Annotated in this window: 16 protein-coding genes; 5 read left to right on the top strand and 11 right to left on the bottom strand. The window is 44.9% G+C overall.

Annotated elements, in window-relative coordinates; all coding sequences use genetic code 11:
- Positions 1-3: 3 nt before the first annotated feature.
- The 3 genes from ACX0G7_RS00325 to ACX0G7_RS00315 form a co-directional block, all read right to left on the bottom strand.
- Complete coding sequence (locus tag ACX0G7_RS00325) at positions 4-1197, bottom strand: MFS transporter (RefSeq protein ID WP_458921401.1); 1194 nt, start codon at positions 1195-1197, stop codon at positions 4-6.
- A gap of 120 nt (positions 1198-1317) precedes the next feature.
- A complete protein-coding gene (locus tag ACX0G7_RS00320) occupies positions 1318-2541 on the bottom strand; it encodes an RNA polymerase sigma factor (RefSeq protein ID WP_458921400.1) in 1224 nt (407 codons plus the stop codon).
- Between the two features lie 52 nt (positions 2542-2593).
- On the bottom strand, positions 2594-2971 hold the full coding sequence (locus ACX0G7_RS00315) for a YciI family protein (protein ID WP_458921399.1): 378 nt from the start codon (positions 2969-2971) through the stop codon (positions 2594-2596).
- Between the two features lie 103 nt (positions 2972-3074).
- Between ACX0G7_RS00315 and ACX0G7_RS00310 the strand changes: the two genes are divergently transcribed.
- Positions 3075-4295: a sialidase family protein gene (locus ACX0G7_RS00310; RefSeq protein WP_458921398.1), complete on the top strand. Its 1221-nt coding sequence runs from the start codon at positions 3075-3077 to the stop codon at positions 4293-4295.
- 14 nt (positions 4296-4309) lie between these two features.
- On the opposite strand, the gene ACX0G7_RS00305 is transcribed toward ACX0G7_RS00310, so the two are convergent.
- From ACX0G7_RS00305 to ACX0G7_RS00285, 5 genes are all read right to left on the bottom strand, one after another.
- A complete protein-coding gene (locus ACX0G7_RS00305) occupies positions 4310-5332 on the bottom strand; it encodes an LLM class flavin-dependent oxidoreductase (protein ID WP_458921397.1) in 1023 nt (340 codons plus the stop codon).
- A 146-nt stretch (positions 5333-5478) separates the two neighbouring features.
- Positions 5479-6462 carry a S1C family serine protease gene (locus ACX0G7_RS00300; protein ID WP_458921396.1) on the bottom strand — a complete coding sequence of 328 codons (984 nt, stop codon included), beginning with the start codon at positions 6460-6462 and terminating at the stop codon, positions 5479-5481.
- A 65-nt stretch (positions 6463-6527) separates the two neighbouring features.
- Positions 6528-7304 carry an exodeoxyribonuclease III gene (gene xth / locus ACX0G7_RS00295; RefSeq protein ID WP_458921395.1) on the bottom strand — a complete coding sequence of 259 codons (777 nt, stop codon included), beginning with the start codon at positions 7302-7304 and terminating at the stop codon, positions 6528-6530.
- Positions 7305-7402: 98 nt separating this feature from the next.
- A complete protein-coding gene (locus ACX0G7_RS00290) occupies positions 7403-7912 on the bottom strand; it encodes a hypothetical protein (RefSeq protein WP_458921394.1) in 510 nt (169 codons plus the stop codon).
- Positions 7913-8143: 231 nt separating this feature from the next.
- Complete coding sequence (locus tag ACX0G7_RS00285) at positions 8144-9772, bottom strand: carboxylesterase/lipase family protein (protein WP_458921393.1); 1629 nt, start codon at positions 9770-9772, stop codon at positions 8144-8146.
- 91 nt (positions 9773-9863) lie between these two features.
- Here ACX0G7_RS00285 and ACX0G7_RS00280 point away from each other — a divergent pair, with 91 nt between their 5' ends.
- A complete protein-coding gene (locus tag ACX0G7_RS00280) occupies positions 9864-10616 on the top strand; it encodes an NUDIX hydrolase (RefSeq protein ID WP_458921392.1) in 753 nt (250 codons plus the stop codon).
- Positions 10617-10638: 22 nt separating this feature from the next.
- On the opposite strand, the gene ACX0G7_RS00275 is transcribed toward ACX0G7_RS00280, so the two are convergent.
- Positions 10639-11664, bottom strand: a complete 1026-nt coding sequence (locus ACX0G7_RS00275) for a zinc-binding alcohol dehydrogenase family protein (RefSeq protein WP_458921391.1) — start codon at positions 11662-11664, stop codon at positions 10639-10641.
- 31 nt (positions 11665-11695) lie between these two features.
- Entirely contained in the window at positions 11696-12352 is a 657-nt protein-coding gene (locus ACX0G7_RS00270; RefSeq protein ID WP_458921390.1) for a mycothiol transferase, read from the bottom strand.
- A gap of 122 nt (positions 12353-12474) precedes the next feature.
- Between ACX0G7_RS00270 and ACX0G7_RS00265 the strand changes: the two genes are divergently transcribed.
- The 3 genes from ACX0G7_RS00265 (at position 12475) to ACX0G7_RS00255 (ending at position 14683) form a co-directional block, all read left to right on the top strand.
- Positions 12475-12987, top strand: a complete 513-nt coding sequence (locus ACX0G7_RS00265; RefSeq protein WP_458921389.1) for a RidA family protein — start codon at positions 12475-12477, stop codon at positions 12985-12987.
- A 51-nt stretch (positions 12988-13038) separates the two neighbouring features.
- Complete coding sequence (locus ACX0G7_RS00260) at positions 13039-14163, top strand: glycoside hydrolase family 43 protein (protein ID WP_458921388.1); 1125 nt, start codon at positions 13039-13041, stop codon at positions 14161-14163.
- 67 nt (positions 14164-14230) lie between these two features.
- The gene (locus ACX0G7_RS00255; protein WP_458921387.1) at positions 14231-14683 is read left to right on the top strand and encodes an SRPBCC domain-containing protein; all 453 of its coding nucleotides are present in this window, start codon (positions 14231-14233) and stop codon (positions 14681-14683) included.
- A gap of 20 nt (positions 14684-14703) precedes the next feature.
- On the opposite strand, the gene ACX0G7_RS00250 is transcribed toward ACX0G7_RS00255, so the two are convergent.
- The gene (locus tag ACX0G7_RS00250) at positions 14704-16152 is read right to left on the bottom strand and encodes an ATP-binding protein (protein ID WP_458921386.1); all 1449 of its coding nucleotides are present in this window, start codon (positions 16150-16152) and stop codon (positions 14704-14706) included.
- Positions 16153-16239 lie beyond the last annotated feature (87 nt).

Raw genomic sequence — 16239 nt, 5'->3', positions numbered from 1 at the left:
TTACTACTTCGTTTTAACTGCTATCATTGTGATCAGCGCAGAAATCAACAGGGCCATTGACATAAAAATATAAGATGCCCCATAACCCCCGGTGTCTGCATTCAGACGTCCGACAATGTAAGCGCCGGCAAATGATCCGAGGGCCCCAAAGCTGTTAATGAGTGCCATAGCAACCCCCGCAACGTTCTGTGGAAGAATTTCTGGAATGATTGCGAAAAAAGGTCCGTACGGTGCATACATCGCGGTACCGGCGATAATCAGTAAAATAAAAGACAACCAAAAGTCGCCCGGGCCTATAAGGTAAGAAGCATAAAAGGCAATAGCAGCTACCAACAGGAATGGCCATACGAAGATCTTCCTGTTTAATGTTTTGTCTGAAAAATATGAAGCGGTCAGCATGCCGATCACAGCAAATACATAAGGAAGAGATGAATACCATCCGGTGGTGATAATATCGATATCGGGCGCCGACTTAATGATTGAAGGCAACCACATTACGAAACCATATACACCGATGCTCCAGCAGGCATATTGAAGCGACAAAAGGATCACCGTTTTAGATTTGAATACTGCAGCGTAGTTTTTGACAGGTTTCAACCCCTGCTGTTCACGGCTAAGTGCGGTCTCCAGTGCTTCTTTTTCAGCCTGCTCAAGCCATTTCACATCGCGGGGCTGATCTTCCACAAGTATCCACCACAGGAATGCCCAGAGGATTGCAGGGATACCCTGAATGATGAACATCCATCTCCATCCAAAGGAGTTCAGAAGATAACCTGAAAGGATAGACATCCACAAAATGGTTACCGGATTTCCGAGTATCAAAAAAGCGTTTGCCCTTGAGCGTTCAGATTTAGTGAACCAACGGCTCAGAAAAATAAGCATAGCCGGCATTACCGCACTTTCAACAACCCCTAGCATGAATCGTATCACGATCAGCCAGCTGACATTGCTTACAATGCCGGTTGCAGCTGCAAGAGAACCCCACATAATCAGTGACCAGAATACCAGTTTCTTCGCGCTTCGCTTTGCTGCATAATGTGCCCCGGGGATCTGGAAGAAAAAATACCCGAGGAAAAAAAGCGAACCTAATAACGATGAAGTAGCAGCGGTGATCTGAAGGTCTTTAGCCATGCCACCGGCAACTCCAAAAGAAAAGTTGGCCCGATCGAGATAGGCAAGACTATAAGTAATAAACACAACAGGTATTAAGTGGTACCAGCGTTTTTTAGATAATACGGCAAGCATGTGCAGACAAGATATGCAAAAAAGAGTGATGAGTTGTTGGCCAAGGGTTGAAGTAAATAATAAAATATTTTTTCAAAGTGAATCCAGTTTCTTTTGCAGTGAGTTTTTTTCGGCATCCTGGCTGCTAAGATTTATTGCTTTTTGAAACTGCTCCTTTGCCTTGAGGCTATCGGTGCCGGTGTATAACTCACCGAGTAATGCATGATAAAATCTGTTTCCTTCAAGGTTCAGTTTCAGCGCTTCGGAAATGGCCACTGTTTTCCCTCTTACTTTGTATAAAGCAAAGGTTCGGTTGAGGGCCGCCACGGGGGAATATTGCACCTGCAATAACCGGTTGTATAGCTGTAAAATATTCTCCCATTTTTCATTCAGGTCCGCTTTATTTGTATGCCAGTATGCTATGGCTGCCTCAAGATGGTAAATAGAATAACTTTCACCTTGCGCAGCCTGGTGCATCCAGTACACACCGCGGGCAATGAGTTCGTGATTCCAAAGAATTTCATCCTGCTCACTATAAAGAATGACCTGGCTGGTGTCACCCGTTCGCGCGGCGAATCTTGAAGAATGAAAACACATCATCGCAAATAATGCCCTGACAGCCGGATGATTTGTATGATTGTTATTAATCAGCAATTGGGTCAATCGCATTGCTTCAAGAGAAAGTTCCTCGCGTATGATTTCATCACCGCTTTCTGAATAGTAACCTTCGTTGAAGAGCAGATAAAGCGTCTTCAATACAGGTTGAATACGCGTTGTCAGCTCCGTTTCAGATGGAAACCGGATTTCCTGGTTATTGTTTCTTAATTTCTCCCTCGCCCTGAAGAGTCTTTTATTAATGGTTTCCCTGCTTGTTAAAAAAGCGGTCGCGATTTCATCAATACCGAAACCGCAAAGGATCCGCAAGGCAAGCCCTATCTGCGAATCGACAGGCAGTGATGGTTCACAAATTACGAATAACATCTGTAGCTGGCTATCCGCGATATTTGAATCGGATAGGTCCGCATCCGGCAGTTCATTATTCACCGCTGACGATGATATTTCGCGCGCAATTTTTGACTTAAACAGTAGTTGCCGGGTTATAAGATTGCGCGCCTTGTTTTTTGCAACCGTATACAACCACGCAGTTGGGTTTTCAGGAACACCTTTATAAGGCCAGGTTTCAAGTGCAGACAAAAATGTTTCGCTCGCAAGATCTTCCGCCGTAGCGAGATGATCAATGCCCAGGTGTTTACAAAGTACCGAACAAATCTTGCTGAACTCCGTTTTAAACAGGCCGGGTATAATCTCGTTTTTCACTACTCAATTGATAAAGCCACTGCACCTTTATGGTACAATGGCCATGTTACATTTAATGAACTCCGTCCCCTTTTGCGATTTTTCTCACTTCGACACTGTTCCCTTCGCCATTCAGCACAGGTGAACCTTTGGCGAATTCGACTGCTTCGTCTATTGAACCAGCTTTGACCACGATGTATCCGCCAATCGTTTCTTTAATATCTCCGAAAGGCCCGTTAGTTACCACATTGTTATGCCACACTACGCGGCTGTCCTCAAATGGCAACCCGTTGCCATGACTGAATTGATTGCGGGCAGCTATGCCGCCTATCCAATCCATCGTTTGTTTCATCCATTCCTGGATCTGTTCGGGTGAGGCAACCTTCGTCCCATCTTCATGCCTGAAAATTAACATGTATTCTTCCATAATATTCAATTTTGCGTCTGACATCGCAGACCGTTAAAATGATGTACTTTCCATCTTATAACAATCGACATTTCAACTGCTGGACAACATGATAAAAAATAATTTAAAATACTGCTTAATCATGGTAATGATAAATAAGATTCTTCTGGTCATCGGCGTGGCAGTGTTATGTTATGGATGTGCTGACAATAGCAGGACTGATGATGCGAAGGTCCGGCCAGCCGTAGCGATGCTGCAGTCACCCGCAACCGATTCGAGTGGCGAACCGTTTCTCTTCACGGATAAAAATGGCTTGGTCTACCTTTCCTGGATTGAAAAAAAAGATAAATCTTATCATTTTCGTTTCTCCACCTTTGCAAACAAAAAATGGTCAGTGCCAGTTACTATCGCTTCTGGTAACAACTGGTTTGTCAACTGGGCAGATTACCCGGTGATAGCTGCTACCGGAACAAACCACTTATTGGCACTTTACCTTGAGAAAAGTGATTCCGGCGCATATACTTATGATGTGAAATATCTCACCTCTGATGATTTGGGAAAAACCTGGTCGAAACCACGATTATTAAACCAGGATGGTAAGAAGGCTGAACACGGGTTTTTGTCAGTGGTCCCCTACGGGGAGAGGTACTTCGTGTCGTGGCTTGACGGAAGAAATACCGTTGATAATTCCGGAACCGGTCACGAGGGTCATCATGGTCAGATGACTCTCAGGGCCGCCCTGTTAGGTAGTGACGGCACGAAAGAAAAAGAATGGGAGATTGATGATCGTGTTTGTGATTGTTGCCAGACGAGTATCACGATGGGTAAGCAAGGTCCGGTTGTCATCTATAGGGACCGGTCCGCGTCAGAAGTACGTGATATGGGATCGGCCAGGTTGGTAAACGGGGAATGGACAGCGCCGGCGATCATATATGCCGATAATTACAAAATAGAGGGATGCCCGGTAAACGGACCCCGCGCCGATGCTATCGGTAATTCCCTTGCCGCGGCATGGTTCACCGTAAAAAGCGATTCCGGGGAGGTAAAGGTTGCTTTCTCCGATAATGGGGGAGAAAGTTTTGAAGAACCGGTCAGGGTAAACGAATCCAGTGCCACGGGCCGCGTGGACCTGTTGATGATAGATAGCGCCACGGCAGTAGTTTCCTGGCTGGAAGGTGCAAAAATACAAGCAGCAAAAGTCCATCGGGGCGGTGGCAAAGATGCTCCATTAACTATCGCACAGTCTTCTCAAGCAAGGGCAAGTGGATTTCCGCAAATGACAAAAAGTGGATCCGCCATATTTTTTGCCTGGACCGATACTAAGACAAAATCGATCAAAGCTGCCAAGGTAGACATCAATGCATTTTGAACCTGTGGATGGATCTATCCGGCGGTTACACTGGGGCTAAATTCTTTAACGGTCATGGCTTGCTTTAGAATTGAGAACGATTTAAGCTTAGCCTGCATGTCGTAGATATGGCTGGCAGCCATCAGTTCATCGATCCCTGTTTCTGCTATAAACACGGAAAGTTTTTCACGTAGTGTTTCTTCGCTTCCTGTGAAAGTACAGGACGTCATGCTGTCAACAGCATGTCTTACTTCGGGAGACTGGAACTCAGGACCCAATGGCGCAGGCGGTTGTAAAGGCAGACGGCTGTTAGTAAGGATACCCAGAAACATCCTGTACAGACTGGTTGACAAAAATTCAGCTTCTTCATCTGTATCTGCTGCCATTATATTCACACAAGCCAACACATAAGGTTTATCCAGTTGTGCTGAAGGACGAAATTCCTGACGGTAAATATTGATAGCCGCTTTAAACTGTGCGGGGGCAAAATGCGCGGCAAAAGCGTAGGGCAAACCCATCTGGGCCGCAAGATGTGCACTGTCAGTACTTGAACCAAGAATCCATATCGGGACATCTAAACCCTCAGCAGGGAAGGCCCGGACCCTTGAACTGCTATTACGTGAGCTGAAATAAGTCTGGAGTTCCCTGATATCCGTCGGGAAAGTGTAAGACGTGTTCATATTGTTACGCCTGAGGGCGGCCGCAGTTGCCTGGTCAGTGCCCGGGGCACGTCCAAGCCCGAGATCAATCCGGCCGTTATACAATGTTTCCAGCGTGCCAAATTGTTCAGCAATGACCAGCGGTGTATGATTGGGTAACATGATGCCGCCGGAGCCCACCCTGATCTTGTTGGTTTTTCCGGCTACATGACCAATTAGTATTGCAGTGGCAGAGCTGGCAATATGTTCCATATTATGGTGTTCTGCCATCCAGATTCTTGAATAGCCTAGTGATTCGGCGTGCCTTGCCACTGCCACAGTGCCTTCTATAGCACTGGCAGCATTTCCACCTTCGGTTATGGTCGCCAGCTCAAGGACAGATATAGGTATTTTCAGCATGTGATAATCATTATATTTCTTATGTATCAACTTCTAGTTGTTGTGTATCAACAAATCCCTCCTCGTATTGTTTGCATCCAGCCAGCCTGCTGCCGGGAAATGCTCCTGGTTTAGTGCGATTTAACAAAGCCCTTAACTCCCACGCATCACTGCGATTCGCCCGGCATCACTGTGAGCTCGGTTTTATACCCGTCACGCAACACGCCGAGCTGCACATATTCGCCGATCATTTCCGCCTTAAGTTTACCATGCAGTTCATCAATACCTGCTACCGGCTGGTCATTGAATGACACGATAATATCACCGACATGTATTGGTTCATTAATAGCAGGAGCATCTCTTACCACTTCACTGACATAAATACCAGTTTTTACGGATAACCTGTTTGATGAGATCATTCTTTCGGTAAGGTTGACCGTATTGCCGGCGATACCAAGAAATGCCCGCCTGACCCTGCCTTCAAGAATAAGTTTTCCTGCAACGTAAGCGGCGATGTTACTGCTGACAGCGAAACAAAGACCCTGCCCCCCGTTAATGATAGCGGTGTTCACTCCTATAACATGGCCACTGCTGTTTAGCAGTGGGCCGCCACTATTTCCCGGGTTAAGCGCAGCATCTGTCTGTATGATATCATCGATAAGTTTTCCATTCGATGCTCTGAGGGTTCTTCCAAGGGCGCTTACCACTCCTACAGTAACCGTAAACTGTAAACCCATCGGATTCCCGATGGCGATGGCGATCTGGCCGGGTTTTAACTGTTTGCTGTCGGCAAAACGAAGACTTTTCAAACCAAATTCATGGATCTTGATCACGGCCAGGTCAGTACTGGCATCCCTGCCGGTAAGCTGGGCAACCACCTCTGCCCCGCTAGTAAGGATCACTTTGATAGAAGAGGCGTTTTCTATTACATGGTTATTGGTTACGATATAGCCATCACTGCTGATAATGAAGCCGGTTCCGCTGCCTGCAGTTTTAGATTTTTGACCTGTCTGCCGGTTCTTTTCTGTTTTTTCAACAATGATATGTACTACAGCATCTGCTGCCTGCCCGGATGCAGCACTTACGGTTTCACTGTATGCATCAAGTAAATATTTGTCTGTGCCTGGGGCAAATGATATTGTCTGGAGCATCCTTTGCAATCACAAACTTTTCACCAGATTAATTTTGCTGACTTTATGACACAGTGAGTAAGCGATTATTTATTTTTCAGCTCGATCCAGGTCGGCGCATGATCGCTGGTTTTCTCCCAGCCCCGCACATGACGATCTACGCCGCCACGAACAAGTCGATGACTGATCTGCTCACTCAGCAAAAAATGATCAATCCTCAAACCAGCGTTGCGTGCATAGGCATTACGGAAGTAGTCCCAGAACGTATAAATGACCTGGTCGGGATAAAGTGTCCGGATCGCGTCGGTCCAGCCAAGGGCAACAAGTTTTTTATATGCCGAACGCACCTCGGGTCTGAACAAAGCGTCATCCAGCCAGCGTTCAGGTTTATATACATCAAGCTCAGTGGGCATAACATTGTAGTCGCCTGCAAGTATTGCCGGTACCTCCTGGGCCAACAACTTTTTTGCATGTGCATGCAAACGTTTAAACCATGCAAGTTTGTAATCAAACTTGGGCCCCGGTGCCGGGTTGCCGTTAGGAAGATACAGGCAGCCGATTACAATGTCACCAATCAGCGCCTCAATATAGCGGCTGTGACTGTCTTCCGGATCACCGGGAAGCGCTCTTCTCACTTCTTCAGGCTTTATTTTTTTGGAAAGAATAGCCACACCGTTCCAGCTTTTTTGTCCGTGCCAGATAGCATGATAGCCCAGGTCACGAATGGCAGTCTCCGGAAATTTTTCCTGGGGCGCTTTTAACTCCTGCAAACAAACCACATCAGGTTTTGCTTCTTCGAGCCATCTGAGCAGAACGGGAAGCCGGCCATTGACTCCATTGACGTTATAGGTAGCTATTTTCATGAAAGCGGTTTGATTATTTTGAGTGCTAAAATAATCAAGCCGGCTCAGAGTTGTAGAATTCCGATTCGCGGTACAACTGATAAAATCCTTATTTTCTTTTATTGAAAACTGTAAAAAGAATATCGCGTCAATCCTTTTTTCATCCTTAAAATGCTTTTAAAAGATCCCTGGCTTGTGGACGAAAATGGCAGACCTGACACCGTAAACCTCTTTGAAGTATTGAGGTTTGTGAAACCTATGACCGTGATGTCAAATGTACCTGCCTGGATTACCCTGGAAAACTCTGCCTGGATGGTGAATTCTGAATTTTCCTGTAAAGAATCGGTGAGTACCGAATAATTCACAAATGGTTGTTCCTGGTCCAGCTGTATAGGAGTTAACGCGGTTCCGACGCCCCTGTAAAGTTTCAGTGCGATGCTGGCGTTTTGCTGGTCATAATTAAGAATGAACCTGATGCCCTCCTGCTCCCTGATTTCATTTGGTAATAATATCGCCCTTTGTTCGTCGAGTTCCTGCTTTTCCCGGGCACTGAGGTTGGAGCCTTTCTTACATGAGGTGACTACTGCGCATAACAATAGTAGCAGCGTCACAGTTGTGAACTGTTTCATTGAACTTTCTCTGGTTTCTTAGAAGCGAAATTCGCGTCGAGGTTAAGCAATTAGTATTCGCTGCCAAATTACATGATTGCATCAATACAAACTGCATACATAAGCAGGAATAAACACTTATCAAATGATAATTGTATGAAGACGTAAAAAACCCGGCACTGGTGGTGCCGGGCAGTATTATACTTTGATGAAGCCGGTTCTAAACGATGTCACTATTCCGAAAAGCCGGACCTACTTTGCCGCAGCCTGATCAAGAAACAAATATCGGCTTCGGTTTTTTTCTTTTTCTGCTCTGGTATTAACATCTATGATCATTACGTCAGCATCATTGGGTCCTACTTTTGGCCATTTCGGTAATCCCTTTCCATTGGGATCGCCGGTTTTTACAAAGTTTGCGAAGTACTCGAGCATTACCTTCGACACCTTATAATCATCGGGCGTCCATGCATAGACTTTATTACCTGCCAGGTTACCCATCGCATATTCGATTTCTGCGGAATGGACGGCTCCGCGTGCCGGGGGTGGCTTCGGTGCATCTGAATTTTTAACAACTCCGCCGGCTAGGCCCGGAGTTGCATTGCCCATTGAAGCATTCATTGCCGGCCTTGGACGCGTGAAATAATATCGATATACTGGTTTGCTTCCCGTTTTTGCCTGCATGTCTGACCACTTCCAGGTACTGAAACCAATGAATCTGTCGCCTGCGAGATCGGTAGCGCTTTGCACCACTTCCTCCTGGGTTGTGGCAGGATAAAGCTTCAACACTTCTTCGGCTTTCTCACCGTACATTTTTTCAACCGCTTTCCGGTAATTTTCCGGAGTCGGAATCTCTGCCCCCAATAACATCCGGTAAGTCATTTCTTCAGAGTTCCAGCCAACCAGTAAAGGAACTTTAGCCTGCTCACCTGCAGCAAAAATGGCCAGGGGTTGTTTAGGAAGAAAATATCCGTCAATAACTATCGGAAATCTTGGAGCTCCGGGCTTTACAGTAGCGTCAAGCAACTGACTTGCCGGCATTGCCCTTAAGGCCGCAAGGGAACTCGCACCGAGCCCGTCTGCAAACTGAAGGCAGATCTTCTCCGCTTCAGGAAGTGCAACTGGCGTAAGGGTTCCCATGATGGAACCACTTTCACCGATGGCGCCTGCTATCAGGTTTTTTGACAATGGTGAAGCCATTAATGCGCTCACCGCGATGGATCCGGCTGACTCACCGGCAATGGTGACCCTGTTCGGATCGCCGCCAAATGCAGCAATGTTTTCTTTCACCCACGCCAGTGCAGCCTGTTGATCCAATAGTCCGTAATTACCTGAAGCCTTATGCGGAGATTCTTTCGTTAATTCCGGATGGGTGAAAAAACCAAAGACACCAAGGCGATAGTTCACTGTAAGAGATACTATTCCTTTTTTGGCCATTTGTTCTCCATCATAACGGGATTCTGAACCATCACCCGCCATAAAACCACCACCATAAAAATAAACCAGTACCGGTAATTTCTCTTTCGGTGATTTTGCAGGGGTCCATACATTGAGATATAGACAGTCTTCACTTTCTCCATCCGAGCGAAATCCCATATCCCCGAAAATAGGCTTCTGCATAGCCCTGGGGCCGAACGCTACAGCACGGCGGACACCATCCCATTTTTTCAGTGGCTGAGGCTCTTTCCACCTGAGTTCTCCAACCGGCGGAGCGGCAAACGGGATTCCCTTAAAAGCAAAAATACCACTGGCTTCCTTTACCCCTTCAAGCTGTCCGTAAGTTGTAGTTACGGTCATTCCACCCGCAGCACTTTTTGGCGGTTGACCAACAGCGTTAGTAAAGGCAAGTCCTCCAATCAACGTCAACAAAAAAAATGATTTCATAATGAGCAATGTTTGATAAATTTTACTATTGTTGCATTCTGCAACAATATTGAAAAATTATCCTTGGATTGCCAAATAAATGTTTTCCCCCATGAAAAAAACAAGGCCTAAACCTGATCCCGGACAGGGTGCTGATGGCTATTTACCGGGCCTGGCCATTGATGCGGTAATTTTTGGTTTCCATGAAAAGCAACTCCGTATACTGATCCTCGAGTACAAAAACACCGGTTTGTTTGCTTTACCGGGTGGGTTTATTCCGGAAAATGAGGACCTCGACGTAGCGGCACGCAGGATATTATCTGAGCGGACTGGGTTAAATGATATTTACCTGGAACAGTTTGCCGTGTTTGGGGATCGTTCGCGGCATGATCCTTCCAGCATGCGAACCATTATGAAAAAAAACAAGATCAAAGTAACGCCGGGGCACTGGCTCTTAAAGCGTTTCGTATCAGTTGGATATTATGCTTTGGTAGATTTTACCAGAGCAGTTCCAAGACCCGATTTTATGTCGGACCGGTGTGAATGGTATGATATGAAACATCTTCCGACCCTGATGCAGGATCATAAAAAAATAGTGGAAAAAGCTTTGGACACGTTAAGGATCAACCTCGATCGTCAGCTTATCGGGTTTAACCTGTTACCTGAGATGTTTACTATGTCTGATCTCCAGGTACTATATGAAACTATCCTCGGCGAAAAGCTGAACAGATCCAGCTTTCAGCGCAGGATACTTGGGTTGAATATATTAAATCGCGTTGAAAAGAAATATTCAGGTGGTTCACATAAAGCACCCTGGTTATACAGCTTCCGTTTGCAGCCTTCGGATCACGCAACCATCGCATGAAAAATGCTCATAGCCTGGTATATCATGCAACAGACACCATTGCCTTGATAACACCGCTCTGCGGATCCAGCCATTTCTCAAATTGTTCCCTGACATCATTAAACGCTACACGATGAGTGATGAAATTGGTTGGATCAATCTGGCGCTGCTTAAGACATTTGATAACGTATTCAAAATCTGCCCGGGTAGCATTACGACTGCTCATTAAGGTAGCTTCCCTTTTATGGAACTCGGGGTGACTGAAAGTGATCTCACCTTTTTGCAAACCGATAAGCAGGTATTTTCCGCCATGAGCCACGTAACTAAACGCATTGTTGATTGCTTTTAAGTTACCCGTAGCATCAATTACTGTTGTTGGCATGTCACCTTTAGTCAACTCCGATAATTGCTCATTCACGTTTTCACTTAACGCGTTGATGGTGTGAAAAACGTTTAGTTTATCCTTGCAGAATCTCAATCTCTCAATATTAACATCCAATGCAATCACTCTTGCACCTGCAATCCTGGCCATTTCCATAGTGCCCAACCCGATAGGACCTGCCCCGGCAACCAGCACAAAGTCTCCTTCCCTGATTCCGGCCTTAGCTACAGCATGAGCACCTATTGCAAGTGGTTCAACCAGTGCCAGCTCATCAGTATCGAGCCCATCTCCATGAACAAGCAGTGACGATGGAACAGATAAATATTCGACCATACCACCATCCTGGTGAACACCACTTACTTTAAGGTACTGGCAACAATTTGTTTTTCCCAGCCTGCAGGCTACACATTTACCACAATGCAGGTATGGGATGAATGTGACTATCTCGTTTTTCACAAACCCTTCTGCCCCGTCCCATTCAACCAGTTCCGCCGCCAGCTCATGACCTAAAATTCTTGGATATGAAAAATAAGGTTGGGTTCCTTCATAGGCATGCAGGTCAGTGCCGCAGATGCCGATCTTTTTTATTCTGAGGATAGCGTGTCCGGGAGTCAGTACTGGCCTGGATACTTCCCTGTATTCGAATTTCCAGGGTTCCACACATACCAGCGTGTTCATTTTTTCCATGATCTAAAGATAATGATTGATAGCACTCGCTCTATCCTTCTCCCCCGCCTTTCCTGGCTCCCGGCATCCGTGATTTTAAGAAAGAGATTTGTCCCCTGTGGTTAGCTTCGTGTTCGCATACATGGAACCATTTCCAGTACGTGTTAAGTTTTTCTTCTTTTGACCATACGGGATCTACGGCCAATAACCACTTGTCATCTTTCTTTTTGAACTCCTGGAGCGTGTTTTTTCTACCACTTTCCAGCAGATCGAGATAATAGGAAAGCTCTTTGCCTTTGATTTCTTTTCGTCCCAGGTCACCCAATTCTGATGCTGCGTTCCACATCTTTTTTTCATCAGCATTAAAGTCCTGCCTGCCTTGAAAAGTATTTACCTGGTAATATTTTTCTGTAGCCGCAAGGTGCATAAGCAACCCCCCTATCGTATTTGCCTGATCATCGAGTAAAAAATCGAGCTGTGGTATAGTCATGCCCTTCACTATCTGTAATATCGTAGCTCTGTTATAGTTCAGCATGCTTACCAATGTACCGATCTGGGGGGAATAACCTTCCATTGGCCCGATCATATAAATGGATTCAGCAAAATTTTCATTAGCCAGCGATATTGCCGGTAAAACACCGAGGCTTCCCATTGCAGCGGCAGACAAAGTAGTTCTGATGAAATTTCGCCTGTTGAATTGTTGATTCATACAATAAGATTTAGGTTAAGTTTGATCATGAAAATATGAAAACTGTGCGATAGTGTTCCTGATCAAATTCGCGATATATGTTTACGGCCAATCCGATATCTTCACAACCTAATTAACTTTTTATGCGACTATTTATCATCCTTGGCCTGCTTTTGGCCGGCAACTGCGGCTTTAGTCAATCACCGGAAGAGAAGCTTGCAAGGTCAGGAATAAAGCTGCAGCCGTTAAAATCACCGGTAGCTAATTATGTTCATGCTGTCCGCACCGGAAAATTGATATACCTGTCTGGTAAAGGTCCGCAGGACGCAAATGGCGAATATTCAAAAGGGAAGGTTGGAAAAGATGTTTCTATTGATCAGGGCTACCAGGCGGCGAGATTAACCGGAACCATTCATCTGGCTGTTTTAAAACAGGAGATTGGTGATCTGAGCAAAGTCAAAAGGATCGTAAAAGTAAACGGATATGTAAATTCTGATGACGGTTTTTATGATCAGCCAAAAGTAATGAACGGATTTTCCGACCTTATGGTTGAAATCTTTGGTGACAAAGGCAAACACGCAAGAACCGCCCTCGGCGTAAATACACTTCCTTTCAATATGATCGTTGAAGTTGAAATGATCGTTGAGGTATACTGAGTAAGTTCAATCGGCTACGATGATTCATCACTGTACTAAAAATCGCTTACCATGAAAATTATTTTAATTTTATTGGGAATAATGAGTTGTGTTTTGGAATCTAAGGCACAACAGCCTGATCAAAAACAAACTTTCAAAAACCCTCTTCCCATTGAGTTTGGAGATCCTTATGTTTTATACGAGGAAGGAAAAGGGTATTTCATGTATGGTACCGGTGGCGGCGCAAAGGAAGGTTTCTCTGCATACTCTTCGCAAAATCTTGCAGAGTGGAAATATGAGGGCCAGGTTTACTTTGGAAATAATAAAAATGGATGGGGAAATGGATCATATTGGGCACCCGAAGTGTATAAGGTGAAAGACAAATACTATATGTTCTATAGTGCACAATGGGCCCATAACCCTACCAATGAACTTGAAAATTTCCGGATCGGTGTTGCGGTCGCAGATCAGCCAACGGGTCCGTTTATTGACCTTGCTAAACAACCTGTTTTTGACCCTGGTTATCCCATCATTGATGCTAATGTTTATTTCGATCCGGGAGGCAAATGTTATCTCTATTATTCCCGCTGTTGTTATAAACATCCGGTCAAATCCGCGGTGTCCGAATGGGCAAGAAAAAAAGGATGGTATAATGAGATCGAAGAGAGCTGGGTTTACGGAATAGAGATAAAGCCGGATTTTAGCGGAACCGTTGGCAAACCCGTTCTGCTGTTACGCCCGCCGGTCAGTATGAAGGACACACTACATGCATGGGAAAGCCGTTCTGTCACCACCAAAGAAGTAAACCGTAGATGGACAGAAGGTTCAGTCACCTTCAAAAAAGGAAACCTGTATTACATCATGTATTCTGCGAATTTCTTTGGAGGTAAAAACTATGCGATAGGCTACGCTACTTCGAAAAGTCCGCTCGGACCATTTGTTAAGTCATCCCGAAATCCCGTTCTGCAGCAAAATACTGCTACCGGGGGAAATGTGACTGGAACCGGTCATAACAGCATTACCTGGTCCCCCGATAAAAAAGAAATGTTTTGCGTATATCATGGCCGGACTACAGCTACGGGAGATGAAAGAGTTGTATTCGTAGACAGGATGCAGATCAATCCTGACGGAACCCTGGAAGTAAAAGGTCCGAATACTGAACCACAACCAGTTCCTGTCAGCACAACCGCAAAATGAATGTGAAGATGCTTCCATGGCTACGACTTCTCATCATATCTTTCTCTACCTTTGGTGAAAATCACTCATGACAACACCTGTGTTTGTAAGCAATTCAATTACGATCAATGCCCCGGCCTCAGCGGTGTGGGACGCGCTTATAAATCCACAAAAAACCAGATTGTACATGTTTGGATGTGAAGCAGTTTCAGGTTGGGAACCAGGTGATGAGCTCATCTGGAAAGGGATATTTGATGGACAGGAACTGGTTGCTGTGAAAGGCAATATTCTAAGTATTGAACCTGGAAGAAAGCTTGAGTACACAACCTTTGACCCCAACAACCCGGAAATGAAAGATGTACCGGAGAATTATCTTAGTGTGATTTATGACTTACATGAGATTGACGGTAAAACGATGCTGACAGTCAGCCAGGGAGATTTTTCCAAGGTTATGAATGGTGAACAACGGTACAAAGACGTTTATAATAACGGCGAGGGGTGGAATCCTATATTGGTACAAATAAAAACACTGGTCGAATAAAGCTGATCCCGCAATTACCGCTAGACTTCTGCTTTTATTTTGTTGCTGAAATTATCAATATTTTCCAGCGGGATCTCAATCGTGATTTTACAACCCTTGCCGGGAGAAGAGTCAATATACATCTTGCCTCCAAATAATTCGGCTCTTCTTCTCATGTTTGAAAGGCCTATGCCGGTTCTTACAAGCGATGTTACAAAGCCCACTCCGTCATCAATGATCTTCATGATCAGGTGTTGCTCTTTGATGTCAACATCTATCGTTATAGATTGTGCCCTGGCGTATTTATTAATATTTCGAAGTTGTTCCTGGAGTATCCGGTAAAGATTTAACTGTAATTCTCTTCCAAGCCCGCTTTTCTTTACCTCATCCGAAAATCTCATCTCTATCGTATAATTGTTTCCCGGATTTGAATTGACCAGTAAGTTGCGCAGCGTTTCTTCTATGGTTGCTTCTTCATGGAAAGCCGGGGCCAGCCTGTGGCTGACACTTCGGACATCATTCAAGGCCATTGAAATATACTGTTTACACTGATCAAACAACCTCGTGCCTGCAGGGTCAACCGAATTTTTGAGCATACCCAGCAGCATCTGACTGGTAGCAAGCAACTGGCAAACATTATCATGCAATTCACTACCTATTTCATAACGTTCATCTTCCTGCGTTTTAATGATTGCTTTAGTGATTTTATGATCCACCAGGATTTTCTCAGTCACATCAATGGCTATGACCGAACGGTAAACTTTGTCCTCCAAAACTATCGGACTGCTATAAATTTCTACATCAATTATTTCCTGGGATTTTTTACGATGACGAAACCTGTTGGCATTCAGGATAATAGAATAATGGTCGCGGCTTTCGATAAGACTTTTCACTTTCGGAATATCTTCTTCGGGCCTTATATCCATGATACTCAGCCGAAGAAATTCTTCTTCACTATAACCATATTTGCTGATCGCGGCAAAATTTACCTGCACGATCATTAAGGTCTCAGGATCATAGACCCACATTGGTTGCGGACTCATTTGAAAGAGATTGCTGAACTTCTTTTCAGATTCAGTCAATTGATGATTCATTTTTTTCCGCTCGAGGTTATAGATTATGCTCTTATACAAAATGGTCGCATTGATATCATCTTTTGTCAGATAGTCAGCCGCTCCCAACGCAATCGACCTGACGCTGAATCCCATATCAGAAAAGCCGGTCAGTACAATTACTATACTGTCTTTACTGAGGGCACTCACTTCCGAAATAAGAGATTCGCCGCTTCTGTCCGGTAGTGAAAGATCTAATAGTATCACATCATATTGAACACTGTTGGCCATGAGCAGGGCTTTCGCTCCAGAGAAACTCCTGGTATGTATTATGTCCGGATTTGCAAACTGATCCTGAATGTAATCCTGTATTAATGCAAAATCACCTGGATTATCCTCAATGATTAAGATCTTAACCGCCCTTGTGTCTTTAAACATCAGTGAGAGTATTTAAGTGTGAACGATACATCAGCCTGGTGAATAGATCGCAAAATATAACGTTGATCGTGCCCTCTCAATAATGTA

The sequence above is a fragment of the Flavitalea antarctica genome (assembly GCF_054461535.1).
The sequence above is the reverse complement of the archived record's forward strand: the minus strand, read 5'-3'. Positions and strand labels throughout refer to the sequence as shown.